The following is a 14,719-nucleotide window of genomic DNA, read 5'->3' on the forward strand; positions in this document are numbered from 1 at the left end:
GAGAGCCTTTCAGTACGGGGCGGGATAGTCCGCTGGGTTTGACGCGCGAAGTGCGTAGATGGATTCAAGTACTTCGAAAACCTCGTCCGGCGTGTTGTCAGGCGTGGGAGCCTCCCCTCTGCGCCACTCCTCGATCCACGGGATGTCCCAGACCCTCGGAACACCTCCGCCGACGATGTCGGCGAAGTCGTCGAGCACCCGGGGCAATCGGCCGGGGGCGTCCGCGATCAGCACCAGGCCGAGCACCGCGACACCCTGGACGACGCCCGAGGCCCACTCGATCGCGGCTCGCTGCGCGGCGCGCAGGCCGGACCCATGGGTCCGGGCAACCAGGATCACCGGAGTCGGCACCGGCGGCGGCGGGATCGGCCAGCGATGATTGGCCGCCCTGGTGCCGGGGAGCAGGACCGACATCGTGGTCTCGCCGGCGCCGCCGTGGACACCGACCCACCACAGCGTGTCGGCCGCCGGAATCGCGAACTTGGGCAGGCGCTGATCCTCCGCGGGCGCCGGCACCCCGTGCTGGGGCGCGGACGGCCCCCGCGGGGTGATGTCCGGCTGAGGAGTCGGGCCCGGCGACGGCTGCTGCGGACCCGGAGACTGCTCTCGTGTCCACGGGTTCTGCGTCATGGCCCCTCCTCTCGCGGTGCGTCACAGGCTGTCGCCCACAGTATTCTCTCGCTTTCCGGGTGTACTTTCGTGACCCATCCACAGGCGAGGATGTTTCTACCCCCTTGTCGGGGTCAGTCGAGCCGCCGGGCTCGCGTGGTTTCTGCCTGCCCGGAATCCCTGGCATGCCTCGTGCGGAGGACATGCTAGAACGAGGACGACGTAACCGGTGGAGCGAGGGAGATCTGTGGCGGGAATGAGAGGTCATCGTGGCTGAGAAGATCCCGTCCTGGCCAAAGGTCACGATCCGGCTGTACGACGACCACAACGCCGAGGTGAAGATCGCCGGCCGGAGCCATCCGATCAACCACCACGATCCCCGGCAGGCGGCGCTCCAGCTCGTCAGCGAGCAGGCCGCTCAGCTCGGCCGCGCCGTGAAGGCGACCGCGGTCGAGGCCGACGGCGCCTCCTGGCCGCTGATCATCCACCCGGACGGCCAGGTGGAGGCGATCGAGACCGACCCCCGCAAGGGCAAGAAGCCGGTCTGGCCGATCGTGGTGGCGATGGCCGTGGCGGTGGTGCTGATCGCCGGTACGACGTTGTACATCACCGTCTTCAGCAAGCTGGGCGAGGGCAAGCCGCAGGTGACCGAGTCGCCCAAGCTGCCCGAGCTGCCGGCACCGTCCGTGCACGCCGACGAGTTCCCCCCGAGGACCCAGCCGCTCGGCTACTCGACGCACGCGGGCTGGACGGTCGACATCGCCGCGGACAGCACGCCGGCGATCAAGCCCGACGGCACCGAGGTCGCGATCTTGACCACCGACCAGAAGGTCGCCGTGTTCGACAGCAACGGCAAGGTGCTCTGGCAGGACAAGGTGCCGAAGGACGCCGAGAGCCCGACCTACACCACGATCGACGGCAAGCTCGTGCTGGCGCTCACCACGCCGACCACCCTGTACTACTGGGCGGGCGGCGGCGCCGAGGCGAAGACGATCGAGCTGCCGGACAGCGCCAAGGTGCAGTTCTTCGGCAAGTCGCCACTCATCATGCTGTCGAACGAGTCGGGCGCGATGGTGATCTCGGGCGGCGTCCTCAAGACGGTTCCGGAGAAGCCGCGGAGCTCCACCATCCTGCTCGCCGAGGGCGACCGCACGCTGATGGCGCAGTACTACGGCCCGCTCTTCTGGGCCCAGCCGGACAAGGAGACGGTGGAGGTGAAGCTGCAGCCGCCGGGCGGCGCGGGCTCCATCATCCAGGTGGTCTCGGCCAGCCCCGACTACGTCCAGGCCCTGTGGACCAACGCCAAGAACCCGGAAGAGGTCATCCCGTCGGTGCACTCGTCGGCGAGCGGCAAGGTGGTCGCGAGCTGCGGGTCGATCCGCAACGGCGACAACAACGGCTGGGACTGGGTGCCCGACCCGAACCGGAAGTTCGCCGCCTGGGGTGCGTGCCTCGTCAACCTGACGCTGACCAAGAACAACACCCGGATTCTGCCCGGCTTCCAGCCGCTGTCGGTCAGCGGATCGATGCTCTACGGCACGATCAGCAGCAAGCTGACCGCCGTGTCGCCGAACTGGAACACCTACCCGCAGAACGAGGGCACCACGCGGCCGTGGGGCGTGGCCGGCAAGCGCGCCGTCGTCGTGTACAACTCCGTCCTCTACGCATTGGACCCGGCGACATGAGCCGGCCTACGCGTCGCACGGCGCGGATCGCGACCGCACTGGTTGCCATCGGCATGCTGTTGGCGCCGTCCCGGGCGCTCGCGGACGGCGTCGAGCCGGAGCCGGTCGACTGGCCCACGGTCGAGGCGCCGAGCAGCGGTGGACAGACGGTCGAGCCGCAGCCGGTGGAGTGGCCGGCACCCGAGAAGCCCTGAGGCACTCGCTCCCGAGAAAGCTCCTGAGGCACTCCCTCCCGGAAACGACGAGGCCCGCGTCCCCCGAACGGGGAACGCGGGCCTTGTGCGTGGGTGCCGGTGTCAGCCGGCCGCGACCTCGAGGCGGACCGTGGCGGCCACCTCCGGGTGCAGCTGGACGGCGACCTGGTGCTTGCCGGTGGTCTTGATCGGCGACGCGATCGCGATCGCGCGCTTCTCGACCAGCGGGCCGCCGGCGGCCTTGATGGCGCCGGCGATGTCGGCCGGGGTGACCGAGCCGAACAGGCGGCCGGTGTCGCCGGCCTTGACCTCCAGCGTCACGGCAAGCTGCTCGAGCTGGTTCTTGACCTCGCTCGCGTGCTCCTTGCCCTGGATCGCCCGGGCGTCGCGCGCCCGCTTGATCGTCTGGATCTGCTTCTCGGCGCCGCGGGTCCAGCCGATGGCCAGGCCGCGCGGGACCAGGTAGTTACGGCCGTAGCCGTCCTTGACCTCGACGATGTCGCCGGGGGCTCCGAGGCCCTCGACCTCCTGAGACAGGATGAGCTTCATGGTCCGCGCCTCCCTCAGCGAGCCGTGCTCGTGTACGGCAGCAGGGCCACCTCACGAGCGTTCTTGATAGCGGTGGCCACGTCGCGCTGGTGCTGCACGCAGTTCCCGGTCACCCGGCGGGCGCGGATCTTGCCGCGGTCCGAGATGAACTTGCGCAGCAGCGCGGTGTCCTTGTAATCGACGTACGTCGCCTTGTCCTTGCAGAAGCCGCAGACCTTCTTCTTCGGCTTCCGAATGATCTTGGCCATTGTGGTGCTCTCTTCCTATTTCCAGAGCCCGGCACGGGTGCCGGAATGGTCACTGACTGGATTGCGGGCCGATCAGAACGGGGGCTCCTCCATCGAGCCGCCGCCCTGGCTGGCCCAGGGGTCGTTCTGCGGGGCGGACTGGCCGCCACCGCCCTGCGGGGTCGCCCAGGGGTCGTTCTGCTGACCACCCTGGTTGCCGCCACCCTGGCCGCCGCCGTAGCCGCCGCCTTGGTTGCCGCCACCTTGGTAGCTGCCGCCCTGGTTGCCGCCGCCACCGAAACCGCCGCCGTCAGAGCGGGAGGTCTTGGAGATCTTCAGCGTCGCATACCGCATGCTGGCGCCGATCTCCTCGACGTCACACTCGAAGACGGTCCGCTTGTTCCCGTCGCGGTCGTCGTAGCTGCGCGCCTTCAGGCGCCCGGTCACGACCACTCGGGAACCCCGGGTCAGGGACTCGGCAACGTTCTCGGCCACCTGGCGCCACACCGCGCACGAGATGAAGAGGGTTTCCCCGTCCTTCCACTCGTTGGATTGGCGGTCCAGCGTCCGCGGGGTGCACGCGACGGTGAAATTCGCCACCGCGGCGCCCGAGGGTGTGAACCGCAGTTCCGGATCACCCGTCAGGTTGCCGATCAGGGTGATGGGTGGTTCGCCTGCCATTGCCGTTCCTCCTGCTATCGGGTGTGACTGCGTCTGCAGCTAGTGGTATCGGCCGGAGCCGACAGTTCCGATGACTGCTGACGACCCCAGGCTCAGTGCTGGTCCGGCCGGATGACCTTCGTGCGCAGGATCGACTCGTTCAGCGTGAGCTGACGGTCGAGCTCCTTCACAACCGCCGGCTCGGCGGTCAGGTCGACGACGGCATAAATGCCTTCGGACTTCTTCTTCACGTCATAGGCAAGCTTGCGACGACCCCAGATGTCGAGCTTCTCGACCGTGCCACCTTCCTTGCGGACGATGTTCAGGTACTGGTCGATGGACGGCTCCACGGTGCGCTCATCGAGCTCCGGGTCGAGGATCACCATGACTTCGTAACGACGCATGCGCGAACTCCACCTCCTTCGGACTTGGCGGCCACGGTCTCTCCGTGGCAGGAGGGCGATGCGGTCTGCTCCGCGACGGCACTTGCCGCCGTCGCCAAGCAACGAGCCCGGTCGATGGACCGGGCCACATCCAAAAGAGTACCAGCGTCCGGACGGCCACTTGACCATATCCACAGGCCTGTTGCGATGACTCTCCGTCACCGCTGAGTGACCCGCAGAGTGGTACGCCGCAGCACGAGCAGCACCAACGGTACGGCGAGAACGCACGAGATCACCGCCAACAACAGGTAGCCGCCGAGCGTGTAGAGCCACGGCGACGTGGCGGCGGCAAGCGCCGAGATCGCCCAGATGGACGACTCGACCTTGCTCTCGAACGGCGTGCCGAGCAGCCGGGCGCTCCCGCCCAGATAGCAGAGATTCCACGCGTAGCCGAGCAGGAAGAGCGCCGGGGTGAAGGCCGGTCCGGACTGTGTGGTCAGGACGGCGGCAACGACCAGCAGGAGCAGACCGGTCAGCATGACCGGTCGCGGACCGGTCCGGTCGATCCACCAGCCGGTCAGCGGCGACAGGGCGAACATGCCGAGCGTGTGCGCGGACAGCATCACACCGAGGAGCCCAAGTCCCTCGCCGTGGCTGTGCGTGTGCACAGGGACCGCCGACATGAGCGCGACCATTACCAGGTGCCCGGCAACCATCACGCCGGCGGCCAGGAGGACCGACGTACGCCGGGGCCCCGCCGGCTCCTCGTGCTGCGGGTGTGCCAGCTGCTCGGCGATGTGGACGGTGCGGATGTACGTCGACGCGACCAGCGCGCCGAACACGGCCGCGACCGCGAGCAGGAACGGGCCCGCGACCGCAGGCAGCCCCAGCCACGAGGCGAAGGACTGGGACGGCGCCATCAGGAACGGCCCGCCCGCGGCGCCCGCCGTACTCGCCCACACGACGGCACTCATCGCCGACGCCCGGCGCGCTTCGGGTACGGCCTCGCCGGCGGCGTACCTGGACAGGAGGCTCGCCGCGTTCCCGGCGCCGAGCAGGAACATGCCGGCGACCAGCAGCCCGACCGGCGCGCCTACCGCGGCCACGACGGTCAACGCCGCGCCGGCGACGCCCACGCCGTACCCGAGACAGAGGGCGTGTGCGCGGCCGAGGCGAGTGGTCCACCGGCCGACGGCGATCGCTCCGGCCGCGGTGCCCAGGACGCCGGCCGTGTTCGGGACGCCGGCCAGGCTGGAGCCAAGCTCGTCGGCGGTCAGGATGGTGCTCACCGCGCTCGCGGCGACCATCGCCGCGTTCATCAGCGCGGCGGCGAGAACGACAGGAAGCAGCATGGCCACCACGGTAGGAAGGCGACTGGCCCGGCTGAAGGCACGATGTAAGGCGTACGGCCTTGCGGACGGCCGACATCGAAGGTGTTCTGGGGTGATGACCTTTCAGGAGCGCGAACTGGACTCCACGGACTGGCAGATCCTGGCAGAGCTGCAGTCCGACGGGCGGCTGTCGTTCAACCAGCTCGGCAAGCGGGTCAACCTGTCGCCGCCCGCGGTCGCCGACAGGGTCCGGCGGCTGGAGGAGGCCGGGGTGATCACCGGCTACCGGGCCGACGTGGATCCGGCCAGGGCGGGACAGCCGCTGTCGGCGTTCGTCCAGATGCGGTGCACGACGGGCCGCTGCCTGCTCAAGACCACCCGGGCCGAGGACTTCCCCGAAGTGCTGGAGATCCACAAGCTGAGCGGCAACTCGTGCTCGATGCTGCGCGTCCGCGTCACCTCGATGCGCCACCTCGAAGGGCTCTTCGAACGGCTCGGCGAGCACGGCGAGATGAACACCCACATCGTGCTGTCCACGGAGTTCGAGGGCCGCCCGGTGCAGCCGCCGGCCGCCGAGCACCGCACGGTGACACGGTCGGCCGGATGGGGTTCCTGAACTGTCGGCGGACGGTTCTAGGGTGGTGGGTATGACTGTGAAGCTCGGTGCGCACGTGGACCAGGAAGACCCGCTGGCCGAGGCGGCCGACCGGGGCGCCGACCTGGTGCAGTTCTTCCTGGGGAACCCGCAGGACTACAAGGCGCCCAAGCTCGCGTACGCCGACGGCGAGGAGGCGCTGAAGGAGCGCGCCGCCGCCGCGGGCGTCGACCTCTACGTGCACGCGCCGTACCGGCTGAACGTCGCGAACACGAACAACCGGATCCGGATCCCGAGCCGGAAGCTGCTGCAGCAGACGCTGGACAAGGCCGCCGAGATCGACGTCAAGGGCGTGATCGTGCACGGCGGGCACGTCGGCGACGAGGACGACCCGGAGGCCGGCTTCGACAACTGGCGTAAGTGCATCGAGCGCGCCGAGCTGCCGGTCCCGCTGCTGATCGAGAACACGGCAGGCGGCGAGAACGCGATGGCCCGCCAGCTGGACCGGATCGCGCGGCTCTGGGACGCGGTGCAGGCGTCCGGCAACGACCGCCTGGAGAACGTCGGCTTCTGCCTCGACACCTGCCACTTCCACGCGGCCGGCGAGGAGCTGCCGACGATCGTCGAGAAGGTGCTCGCGATCACCGGCCGGATCGACCTCGTGCACGCGAACGGCTCCCGTGACGAGTTCGGCTCCGGCGCGGACCGGCACAGCAACTTCGAGGAGGGTCACATCGACCCGGCCGCCATCGTCGCGGTCGTGCAGGCCGCAAGCGCCCCGGTCGTCGTCGAGACGCCGAATGCGGACAACGGCCAGAAGGCCGACCTCGACTACCTGCGGGCGCACCTCACGGCGTAGGCGCCTCGGTCTTCTCCAGGCCGTAGAGCCAGTAGGTCACGGCCCACGGAAGCAGGACGGCGAGCGCCGGGGTGTTGTCGGTCGGCACGAGCAGGCCGCAGATCACGACGATCACCATGACCACCGTGCTGCCCTTGAACACGTCGATGGGACCGCGCAGGCGGGTCCGCAGCGTGAGGCGCTTGCGGGCGCACGCGAAGTACGCCGCGGCCAGCGCGAGCAGGCCGAGGAACGCCACCACCGCACCGAGCCAGGCGAAGGCGCTGTAGTCGCTGTCGGACCGGGCGATGCCCACGACCAGGAACACGCCGACCAGAACGGTGAGCCAGGCGCTGGACCACATCAGCCGCTCGATCGTCCGCTCGGCCTTCCCGGGATCCGGCGTCGGTTCGGCCGCGTCCTCGCTCTCCACGGCGGCCCCGGCGTCCCCGTTGTCCCCGTTGTCCTGGGCAGCCTCGGCTTCCACTGCGGCTTCGGTGGCCGCGGTGGGCTCGGGCTCGGGGTCGGGGTGCGCCATGGCAGCGACGGTAGCGCAGAATGAGGTTATGCAGACCTGGGCGGAGCGGTTTCCTGACCTGTTCGCACCGGGCTACTGGGAGTGGGGCGAGCTCGACGTCCGTTACACCGTCGAGGAACCGCCGGACGAGCTGATCAGCAACGTCCACGTCGTCTGCCGGACCGCCGGCGGAATCGTTGTGTGTACCAACGACCTGGGCTGGCGTTTCCTGCCGGGCGGGACCCGTGAGCCCGGCGAGTCGATCGAGGAGCTCGTCCAGCGTGAGCTGCTCGAGGAGGCCGGTGCCCGGCTGACCGGACCGCTCACCTGGCTCGGAGCCCATCGCGCCGACCATCGCCGCGAAACGCCGTACCGTCCGCACCTGCCGCACCCGGTCTCGTACTGGGCCAACTACGTCGCGGACGTCGTCGTCGAGCAGGAGCCGACCAACCCGGACGACGGCGAACAGGTGACCGAAGTGCTGGTGCTGGCGCCGGAGAAGGCCGCCGAGTACCTCGACGGCCGGCCCGAAGAGGTGGGCTCGATCGTCAGACTGGCTCAGGCAATGGAGCTGGTTTAGCCGAGCGCCACGGCAGCAGTACGGCGCTCAGCGTGCAGCAGATGCCCGCGACCCACAGAGCGCCGCGCATCCCGACCAGCGTCGCGAGCACGCCGCCGAGCGCCATGAACGCGGGCTGAACGCACCGTGAGCTGATCGACCAGGACCCGACCACGCGCGCCATGAACCCGTCCTCGGTCACCTCCATGCGGTACGTCGCGAACGACGGGTTGAACGCCCCCGCTCCCACGAGCAGTCCGGTCTCCGCGACCGTGAGCAGCACGAACCCGGCCCACCCGTGCGGCGCCAGCGGGAACAGAAGGAGCCACGGCGCCCGCAGTACGCCGAACACCAGCAGCATCCAGTGCAGCCCGTACTTCCGGGTCAGCCGCGGCGCCATCCGTGCACCGATCACACCGCCGATGCAAGAGATACCGAGGAAGACGCCGTAGCTCCACGCCGACAGCCCCAGGTCGCGCAACATGAAGACGGTCAGCAGCGGCGAGGTCATCATCACCGGCCCGCCGAACAGCTGCGAGTTCCAGAACAGGATGCGCAGCCCGCGGTGCCGCAGGATGTAGCGCCAGCCCGCGGTGATGTCGCGCTTGCCTTCCCGCTTCAGCGGCTCCGGCTCGGGTTGCTGGATCCGCCGGATGCCGAGCGCCGACCCGAGGAACGAGACCGCGTCGACCGCCAGCGTGACGGTCGCGCCGACCAGACCGACCAGCACACCGCCGAGCGCCGGCCCGACACTCAGCGACACCCAGTTCGTCTGCTCGAAGCGGCTGTTCGCCTCGGCCCGTCCCTCGGCCGGGACGAGCGCCTTCAGATGCGCGCCACTCGCCGACTGGAACGCGATCGTCCCGGCCGCCTGGAACACTCCCGCCACGCACAGGTGCGCGTACGTCAGCATGCCGAACGCCGCGGCGACCGGCACCGAGACCAGCGCCGCGAACCGCACCAGGTCGGAGGCGATCATCACCGGCCGTTTCCGCCGCTGCTCGATGAAGTCCCCCATCGGCAACGCGAGCGCCGCACCGGCCACCGCGGACAGCGCGGCGAGCATCGAGACCTGGAAGGTGCTGGAGTCCAGAGCCAGCACGGCGACCAGCGGCAGCGCGCCGAGCCCGACCGCCGATCCGAACGCACTGACCGTGAACGCAACCCACAACCGCCGGAAGTCTCGACCCAAAGACATCCCGCGATCGTAGGGACCGGCACCGACAGAATCAGCGCAGGTTGAGGCCGCCGTCGAGCAGGATGACTTCACCGGTCAGGTAGCCGTTGTGGACAACGGCCGAGATCAGGTCGGCGACGTCCGCCGGCTGCGCGGCACGACGCATCGGGCTCGAGGTTTTCCACAGCTCCTGGGCCGCGGTCCACGACTCGGTGAGCGGCGTGTCGACGAGACCGGGTGCGACCGCGTTCACCCGGACGTCCGGTCCGAGCGCGGCGGCGAGCAACTTCGTCACGTGGTTGAGCGCCGCCTTCGACGCGGCGTACGCGATCGAGCTGCCCTTGGGCCGGACGCCCGCGTGGCTGGTCACGTTGACGATGCATCCGCCGGATTCGCGGAGCGCCGGGAGGGCCGCCGTACACAGCAGCCACGGCGCGATCAGGTTGACGTCGAGCAACCGCCGCCAGTCGTCGGCGGTCAACCTGTCGAGATCCGCGTGCGGCACCGGCCAGCTGATACCGGCGTTGTTCACGAGTACGTCGAGGCGCCCGTGCTCACGCACCACTTCCGGCACCAGCGCCTGCGCCGCGGCGTCGTCCGACAGATCAGCCTGGTGGTACGACCCGCCCAACTCCGCCGCCAAGGCCTGCCCGGCAGCGCGGCTGGACCGCGAGTGCACCGCGACGGTCATCCCGTCCGCGGCCAGGCGCCGTACGGTCGCGGCTCCGATACCGGACGCGGATCCGGTCACCAGAGCAACCTTCATGCGCCGTACCGCAGGCCGTCCATCAGCAGGTCGAGCAGCCGGCCCGCCTGGTCGCGGTCGTCGGCCGCGGCACCGCCGACGCCGCCGATGCTGGCGAGCAGGTCCTTGGCCGAGATGTCCGAGCGGATCTGGCCGGCGGCCGCGCCGGCGTCGAGCAGCGGCTGGACCGCCCCGACGAGGAGCTCGAAGCTCTGGGCGTACGGGTTCGCGCCGGAGGCGAAGACCGCTCGCAGCGCGTCGGCCATGCCCCGCTTGCGGGCCATGTAGTCGATGAAGCGGTCCATCCACGCGCGCAGCGCCTTGTCCGGCGGCAGCTTCGCCAGGAGCTCCGGGGACGCGTCGCAGACCGCTGCCAACTCGTTCCGGTACGCCGCCTCGATCAGCAGCTCACGGGTCGGGAAGTGCCGGTAGAGCGTGCCGATGCCGACGCCGGCGTCCTTCGCGATCCCCTCCAGCGTGGCCTCCAGGCCGCACTTCGTGAACGCGCGTCCCGCGGCCGCCACGATCTGGTCCCGGTTGCGCTGGGCGTCCGCGCGCAGCGGACGCTCACTGGTACTCATCTCCCCTCCCTCCGTGGCCTCACAACCTAGCGGACTTGTTAACCGGAGGTTCCTCCGGTTAACTGGAAATACCGGAGGCTCCTCCGGTTATAGCGTAGCTCGTAGAACAGGACCGAACCTGATGAGCAGGATCACCACTCCTTTCACGCATGACTCCACCGCGGCCGAGGTCGTCGCCGGCGTCGATCTGACCGGTCGCCGGGCCGTCGTCACCGGCGGCGCTTCCGGGATCGGTGTCGAGACCGTCCGGGCTCTCGCCGCGGCGGGCGCCGAGGTCACCCTCGCTGTCCGCAACACCGCCGCCGGCGAACGGGTCGCGGCCCAGATCATCGACACCACCGGCAACAACCACGTCTTCGTCGCGCCGATCGAACTCGCCGACCGCGCCTCGGTGCGCGCCTACGCCGCCACCTGGGACGGGCCGCTGCACATCCTGGTCAACAACGCCGGTGTGATGGCCGAGCCGCTGACCCGGACGCCGGAGGGCTGGGAGCACCAGTTCGCGACCAACCACCTCGGCCATTTCGGGCTCGCCCTCGGCCTGCACGGCGCACTCGCCGCGGCCGGCGACGCGCGGATCGTCTCGGTCAGCTCGAGCGCACACCTGCGCTCGGACGTGCACTTCGACGACATCCACTTCGAGAACCGTCCGTACGACGAGTGGGCGGCGTACGGCCAGTCGAAGACGGCGAACGTGCTGTTCGCGGTCGAGGCGGCCAAGCGCTGGGCGAGTGACGGGATCGTCGCCAACGCCCTGATGCCGGGCGGCATCCGGACACCTCTGCAGCGGCACGTCCCGGACGAGCTCCTCCAGCAGTGGGAGCACTTCCCGTGGAAGACGACCGAGCAGGGCGCCTCCACGTCGGTGCTGCTGGCCGCGTCCCCGCTGGTCGCCGGTGTCACCGGTAAGTACTTCGAGGACAACAACGAGGCCCTGCCGCACGTCGAGGGGCAGGAAGGCGGCGTCGCGGAGTACGCCCTAGATCCGGAGTCGGCCACTCGGTTGTGGGACTTGTCAGAAAGCCTGCTCGTCGACTGAGATCCGACCTTGAGCACGGATCAACCATTCTCCGCGACGGAAAATGGTTGGTGGGTGCTCAAGGTGGCTTTGATCAGAAACCGGCTCAGCTACGGTTCCCGCGGCTGGGCCGGTAACCTGACCGACCGTGAGTGACTTGAGCATCCGGACCATCTCGACGGACGAGCATGCGGCCTACATCGCGGCCCAGCCGTCGGCGAGCTTCCTGCAGACCCCGGGGTGGGCGGCGGTGAAGAGCGAGTGGAAGGCGGAGTCGCTCGGCTGGTACGAACCGGGCACCCCCGGCACCCTCGTCGGCGTCGGGCTGGTGCTGTACCGGCAGATGCCGAAGGTGAAGCGGTACCTCGCTTACCTGCCCGAGGGCCCGGTGATCGACTGGGACGCGATCGACCTCGGCAGCTACCTGCGTCCGCTGGCGGCGCACCTGCTGGAGCGTGGCGCGTTCGGCATCCGGATGGGTCCGCCGGTGGCGACCCGGCGGTGGACCGCACAGACGATCAAGGACGCCATCGCCAGCGGGCAGCAGCCGCGGCTCGGCGACGTCCGGCCGGACGTGATCGAGCCGTCCGGCGCCACGGTTGTCGACAAGCTCCACAAGCTCGGCTGGAAGGCACCCCGGACCGCGGAGGGGTTCGCGGCCGGGCAACCGCAATACGTCTTCCAGGTGCCGCTGGCCGGCCGCACCGAGGACGACCTGCTGAAGGGCATGAACCAGCTCTGGCGGCGCAACATCAAGAAGGCCGGCAAGGCCGGCGTCGAGGTCTCGCAAGGCGGGACCGAGGACATCAAGGCGTTCCACGCGCTGTACGTCGAGACCGCGCAGCGTGACCACTTCACGCCGCGCCCGCTGCCGTACTTCGAGAAGATGTACGCCGCGATGGCCCACCAGCCGGCCGATTGCTGTGACTTCCGGATCTACAACGCCCACCACGAGGGCGACCTGGTCGCGTCGACGATCTGGGTCCGGGTCGGCGGTCATTCCTGGTACTCCTACGGAGCCAGCTCGACCGCCAAACGCGACGTGCGCGGATCGAACGCGATCCAGTGGCGCATGATGACGGACGCACTCGCGGCGGGCGCGTCCGTGTACGACCTACGGGGCATCACCGACACCTTGGACCCGAACGACCCGCACGTCGGGCTGATCCAGTTCAAGACCGGTACCGGCGGCGAGGCCGTCGAGTACGTCGGTGAGTGGGACCTGCCGTTGAACAAGGCGCTCTACACCGCATTCGACCTCTACATGAGACGGCGTTGACACCATGCCCCTAGTCCTGCACGTCGATTCCGATCGATGGCGTGAACACCTGCGTTCCACGTGGAACCCCGACATCGTCCCGGTCGCCAAGGGCAACGGGTACGGGTTCGGCAACCACCGGCTGTTCGCGGAGGCCCGCGCGCTCGGCGCCCGCACGGTCGCGGTCGGCACGTACTTCGAGGTCCCCGCGGACCCCCGCGAGGACGTCGTGGTGCTGTCGCCGTGGCGGCCGTTCCTCGAGGTGCCGCAGAGCAAGAACGTGATCCACACGGTCAGCCGGCTGGCCGACCTGGTCTCGATCCCGGCCGGCAGCCGGGTGCTGATCGAGGTGATGACCTCGATGCGCCGGCACGGCATCGGCGCCCGCGAACTGCGGCACACGATGCTGCTGAACGCGCTCGACCGGATCCGCTTCGAGGGCTGGTCGCTGCACTTCCCGATGGGCGCCGGCGGTACGTCGGCCAACCTCCGCGAGGCGCAGCAGCTGGCGAAGGCGGCGCTCGACGTACGGAAGAACACGTTGTGGGTGTCGCACGTGCCGGCGCAGAAGCTGGGCGACATCGGCGACGACGTGAAGCTGCGGATGGGCACCGGCCTGTGGCTCGGCGACCGCGGCGCGCTGTCGGTCAAGGCGACCGTCCTCGACGTGCACTCGGTCCGCCGGGGCGAGCGCGTCGGCTACCGGCAGCGCCGGGTCAGCGGCGACGGCCACATCCTGATCGTCTCCGGTGGTACGGCGCACGGCGTCGGCCTGGAGGCCCCGACCGCGGCGGCGACCGTGCGGCAGCGCGCGATCGCGATGGCCAAGGGCAGCCTGGACGCGGCCGGCATGGCCCTGTCGCCGTTCAGCATCGAAGGCAAGCAGCGCTGGTTCGCCGAACCGCCGCACATGCAGGCCAGCATGCTGTTCCTGCCGTCGTCGGTGGCCCCGCCGGCGGTCGGCGACGTGATCGACCTCGACGTCCGCTACACCACGACGACCTTCGACAAGGTGTCGATGGATTGACTTCAGGTCCACCTGAAGTTGCAGCGTGGACCGTATGAGGTTTCTGGAACGGATCGAGGAAGGGCCCGGTGCGGCGGAGCTGCGCGCGACGTCGTACCGGATGCTGGCGCTGAAAAGGGGCGCGACCTGCGTCGACGTCGGCTGCGGAGCGGGGCATGCGGTCGCCGAACTGGCGCGCAAGGGCCTGAAGGTGACCGGGATCGATGCCGACCCCGAGGCGGTCGAGGCGGCCCGGGAGCGGGCGCCGGGGGCAATGTTTCACGTGGCACATTCCGGCGAGCTGCCGCTCGAGGACGAGTCGATGGACGGGTACCGCGCGCTGCGGCTGTTCCACCTGCTCGCGGATCCGGTCCCGACGATCGCCGAGGCCCGACGGGTGCTGCGTCCCGGCGGGCGGATCGTGCTGGGCGGGCAGGACTACGGGTTCGTCCTGATCGACAGCTCCGACCAGGACCTGACCGACGTGATCCGCCTCGGCCTCGAGTCCCGTACGGTGTCGCCGCGTGCGCCGCGTACGCTGCGTGATCTCCTGCTCGACGCCGGCTTCCACGACGTCGAGGTCGCCGTCCACACCGAGGTCGTCACCGACTACGAGCTGATGGCGCCGCAGCTGAGCGCAGCCGCCGGCGCCGCGGTCGAGAAGGCGCTCATCACCCAGGAGGACGCCGACACCTGGCTCGCCGAACAATCCGACCGCGGCCGCCGCAACCGCTTCCTCGCCGTACTCCCGACACTTCTTGTCGGTGCACGGCGTTAGCGGGCTACG

At 69.5% G+C, this 14,719-nt stretch carries 19 protein-coding genes; 9 read left to right on the forward strand and 10 right to left on the reverse strand.

Annotated elements, in window-relative coordinates:
* Positions 1-9: 9 nt before the first annotated feature.
* Positions 10-630 carry a DUF6668 family protein gene (locus tag ACWEOO_RS19395; protein WP_359936090.1) on the reverse strand — a complete coding sequence of 207 codons (621 nt, stop codon included), beginning with the start codon at positions 628-630 and terminating at the stop codon, positions 10-12.
* Between the two features lie 248 nt (positions 631-878).
* Here ACWEOO_RS19395 and ACWEOO_RS19400 point away from each other — a divergent pair, with 248 nt between their 5' ends.
* Together ACWEOO_RS19400 and ACWEOO_RS19405 are read left to right on the forward strand one after the other, a co-directional pair.
* Positions 879-2,294 carry a hypothetical protein gene (locus ACWEOO_RS19400; RefSeq protein ID WP_452144161.1) on the forward strand — a complete coding sequence of 472 codons (1,416 nt, stop codon included), beginning with the start codon at positions 879-881 and terminating at the stop codon, positions 2,292-2,294.
* Positions 2,291-2,488, forward strand: a complete 198-nt coding sequence (locus ACWEOO_RS19405; protein WP_359936094.1) for a hypothetical protein — start codon at positions 2,291-2,293, stop codon at positions 2,486-2,488. The genes ACWEOO_RS19400 and ACWEOO_RS19405 overlap by 4 nt, the downstream gene beginning before the upstream one ends.
* 102 nt (positions 2,489-2,590) lie before the next feature.
* Here ACWEOO_RS19405 and rplI read toward each other — a convergent pair whose 3' ends face one another.
* The 5 genes from rplI to ACWEOO_RS19430 all read right to left on the reverse strand — a co-directional run bounded on the left by rplI (position 2,591) and on the right by ACWEOO_RS19430 (position 5,659).
* Positions 2,591-3,037 (reverse strand): 50S ribosomal protein L9, encoded by a 447-nt coding sequence (gene rplI / locus ACWEOO_RS19410; protein ID WP_359936096.1) that lies wholly within the window; start codon positions 3,035-3,037, stop codon positions 2,591-2,593.
* A gap of 14 nt (positions 3,038-3,051) precedes the next feature.
* Positions 3,052-3,285, reverse strand: coding sequence for a 30S ribosomal protein S18 (gene rpsR, locus ACWEOO_RS19415; RefSeq protein WP_012924539.1), 234 nt, complete (start codon positions 3,283-3,285; stop codon positions 3,052-3,054).
* A gap of 72 nt (positions 3,286-3,357) precedes the next feature.
* A complete protein-coding gene (locus tag ACWEOO_RS19420; protein WP_452144162.1) occupies positions 3,358-3,945 on the reverse strand; it encodes a single-stranded DNA-binding protein in 588 nt (195 codons plus the stop codon).
* A 92-nt stretch (positions 3,946-4,037) separates the two neighbouring features.
* Complete coding sequence (gene rpsF / locus ACWEOO_RS19425; protein ID WP_130386399.1) at positions 4,038-4,328, reverse strand: 30S ribosomal protein S6; 291 nt, start codon at positions 4,326-4,328, stop codon at positions 4,038-4,040.
* A gap of 197 nt (positions 4,329-4,525) precedes the next feature.
* Positions 4,526-5,659 (reverse strand): MFS transporter, encoded by a 1,134-nt coding sequence (locus tag ACWEOO_RS19430; protein ID WP_452144163.1) that lies wholly within the window; start codon positions 5,657-5,659, stop codon positions 4,526-4,528.
* Between the two features lie 94 nt (positions 5,660-5,753).
* On the opposite strand from ACWEOO_RS19430, the gene ACWEOO_RS19435 reads away from it, so the two are divergent.
* Both ACWEOO_RS19435 and ACWEOO_RS19440 read left to right on the forward strand, forming a co-directional pair.
* Entirely contained in the window at positions 5,754-6,254 is a 501-nt protein-coding gene (locus tag ACWEOO_RS19435; protein WP_359936103.1) for an Lrp/AsnC family transcriptional regulator, read from the forward strand.
* Between the two features lie 31 nt (positions 6,255-6,285).
* On the forward strand, positions 6,286-7,092 hold the full coding sequence (locus ACWEOO_RS19440) for a deoxyribonuclease IV (RefSeq protein ID WP_452144164.1): 807 nt from the start codon (positions 6,286-6,288) through the stop codon (positions 7,090-7,092).
* Here the strand turns inward: ACWEOO_RS19440 and ACWEOO_RS19445 are convergent.
* Complete coding sequence (locus ACWEOO_RS19445; protein WP_452144165.1) at positions 7,082-7,609, reverse strand: hypothetical protein; 528 nt, start codon at positions 7,607-7,609, stop codon at positions 7,082-7,084. The genes ACWEOO_RS19440 and ACWEOO_RS19445 overlap by 11 nt on opposite strands.
* A gap of 28 nt (positions 7,610-7,637) precedes the next feature.
* Here ACWEOO_RS19445 and ACWEOO_RS19450 point away from each other — a divergent pair, with 28 nt between their 5' ends.
* Entirely contained in the window at positions 7,638-8,168 is a 531-nt protein-coding gene (locus ACWEOO_RS19450; protein WP_452144166.1) for an NUDIX domain-containing protein, read from the forward strand.
* Here ACWEOO_RS19450 and ACWEOO_RS19455 read toward each other — a convergent pair.
* Genes ACWEOO_RS19455 through ACWEOO_RS19465 form a run of 3 tightly spaced genes read right to left on the reverse strand, consistent with a single transcriptional unit; the run spans position 8,137 to position 10,650 of the window.
* Positions 8,137-9,345 carry an MFS transporter gene (locus ACWEOO_RS19455; RefSeq protein WP_452144167.1) on the reverse strand — a complete coding sequence of 403 codons (1,209 nt, stop codon included), beginning with the start codon at positions 9,343-9,345 and terminating at the stop codon, positions 8,137-8,139. The two genes, ACWEOO_RS19450 and ACWEOO_RS19455, sit on opposite strands and share 32 nt — an antisense overlap.
* A 31-nt stretch (positions 9,346-9,376) precedes the next feature.
* Entirely contained in the window at positions 9,377-10,090 is a 714-nt protein-coding gene (locus tag ACWEOO_RS19460; protein WP_452144168.1) for an SDR family NAD(P)-dependent oxidoreductase, read from the reverse strand.
* A complete protein-coding gene (locus ACWEOO_RS19465) occupies positions 10,087-10,650 on the reverse strand; it encodes a TetR/AcrR family transcriptional regulator (RefSeq protein ID WP_452144169.1) in 564 nt (187 codons plus the stop codon). The genes ACWEOO_RS19460 and ACWEOO_RS19465 overlap by 4 nt, the downstream gene beginning before the upstream one ends.
* A gap of 121 nt (positions 10,651-10,771) precedes the next feature.
* Between ACWEOO_RS19465 and ACWEOO_RS19470 the strand changes: the two genes are divergently transcribed.
* The 4 genes from ACWEOO_RS19470 (at position 10,772) to ACWEOO_RS19485 (ending at position 14,710) form a co-directional block, all read left to right on the forward strand.
* On the forward strand, positions 10,772-11,689 hold the full coding sequence (locus tag ACWEOO_RS19470; RefSeq protein WP_452144170.1) for an SDR family NAD(P)-dependent oxidoreductase: 918 nt from the start codon (positions 10,772-10,774) through the stop codon (positions 11,687-11,689).
* Positions 11,690-11,816: 127 nt separating this feature from the next.
* Positions 11,817-12,947 carry a lipid II:glycine glycyltransferase FemX gene (locus tag ACWEOO_RS19475; protein ID WP_452144171.1) on the forward strand — a complete coding sequence of 377 codons (1,131 nt, stop codon included), beginning with the start codon at positions 11,817-11,819 and terminating at the stop codon, positions 12,945-12,947.
* 4 nt (positions 12,948-12,951) lie between these two features.
* Entirely contained in the window at positions 12,952-13,953 is a 1,002-nt protein-coding gene (locus ACWEOO_RS19480; protein ID WP_359936121.1) for an alanine racemase, read from the forward strand.
* A gap of 34 nt (positions 13,954-13,987) precedes the next feature.
* Entirely contained in the window at positions 13,988-14,710 is a 723-nt protein-coding gene (locus ACWEOO_RS19485; protein WP_452144172.1) for a methyltransferase domain-containing protein, read from the forward strand.
* Positions 14,711-14,719: the final 9 nt, after the last annotated feature.

This window comes from Kribbella sp. NPDC004138, from assembly GCF_053603655.1.

Excerpts from the sequence above, each read along its gene's own strand:
- rpsF (WP_130386399.1), bottom strand. The coding sequence starts at position 4,328 with ATGCGTCGTTACGAAGTCATGGTGATCCTCGACCCGGAGCTCGATGAG.
- ACWEOO_RS19470 (WP_452144170.1), top strand. The coding sequence starts at position 10,772 with ATGAGCAGGATCACCACTCCTTTCACGCATGACTCCACCGCGGCCGAG.
- ACWEOO_RS19405 (WP_359936094.1), top strand. The coding sequence starts at position 2,291 with ATGAGCCGGCCTACGCGTCGCACGGCGCGGATCGCGACCGCACTGGTT.
- ACWEOO_RS19455 (WP_452144167.1), bottom strand. The coding sequence starts at position 9,345 with ATGTCTTTGGGTCGAGACTTCCGGCGGTTGTGGGTTGCGTTCACGGTC.
- ACWEOO_RS19430 (WP_452144163.1), bottom strand. The coding sequence starts at position 5,659 with ATGCTGCTTCCTGTCGTTCTCGCCGCCGCGCTGATGAACGCGGCGATG.
- ACWEOO_RS19450 (WP_452144166.1), top strand. The coding sequence starts at position 7,638 with ATGCAGACCTGGGCGGAGCGGTTTCCTGACCTGTTCGCACCGGGCTAC.
- ACWEOO_RS19460 (WP_452144168.1), bottom strand. The coding sequence starts at position 10,090 with ATGAAGGTTGCTCTGGTGACCGGATCCGCGTCCGGTATCGGAGCCGCG.
- ACWEOO_RS19485 (WP_452144172.1), top strand. The coding sequence starts at position 13,988 with ATGAGGTTTCTGGAACGGATCGAGGAAGGGCCCGGTGCGGCGGAGCTG.
- rplI (WP_359936096.1), bottom strand. The coding sequence starts at position 3,037 with ATGAAGCTCATCCTGTCTCAGGAGGTCGAGGGCCTCGGAGCCCCCGGC.
- ACWEOO_RS19395 (WP_359936090.1), bottom strand. The coding sequence starts at position 630 with ATGACGCAGAACCCGTGGACACGAGAGCAGTCTCCGGGTCCGCAGCAG.
- rpsR (WP_012924539.1), bottom strand. The coding sequence starts at position 3,285 with ATGGCCAAGATCATTCGGAAGCCGAAGAAGAAGGTCTGCGGCTTCTGC.
- ACWEOO_RS19420 (WP_452144162.1), bottom strand. The coding sequence starts at position 3,945 with ATGGCAGGCGAACCACCCATCACCCTGATCGGCAACCTGACGGGTGAT.
- ACWEOO_RS19445 (WP_452144165.1), bottom strand. The coding sequence starts at position 7,609 with ATGGCGCACCCCGACCCCGAGCCCGAGCCCACCGCGGCCACCGAAGCC.
- ACWEOO_RS19440 (WP_452144164.1), top strand. The coding sequence starts at position 6,286 with ATGACTGTGAAGCTCGGTGCGCACGTGGACCAGGAAGACCCGCTGGCC.
- ACWEOO_RS19480 (WP_359936121.1), top strand. The coding sequence starts at position 12,952 with ATGCCCCTAGTCCTGCACGTCGATTCCGATCGATGGCGTGAACACCTG.
- ACWEOO_RS19465 (WP_452144169.1), bottom strand. The coding sequence starts at position 10,650 with ATGAGTACCAGTGAGCGTCCGCTGCGCGCGGACGCCCAGCGCAACCGG.
- ACWEOO_RS19435 (WP_359936103.1), top strand. The coding sequence starts at position 5,754 with ATGACCTTTCAGGAGCGCGAACTGGACTCCACGGACTGGCAGATCCTG.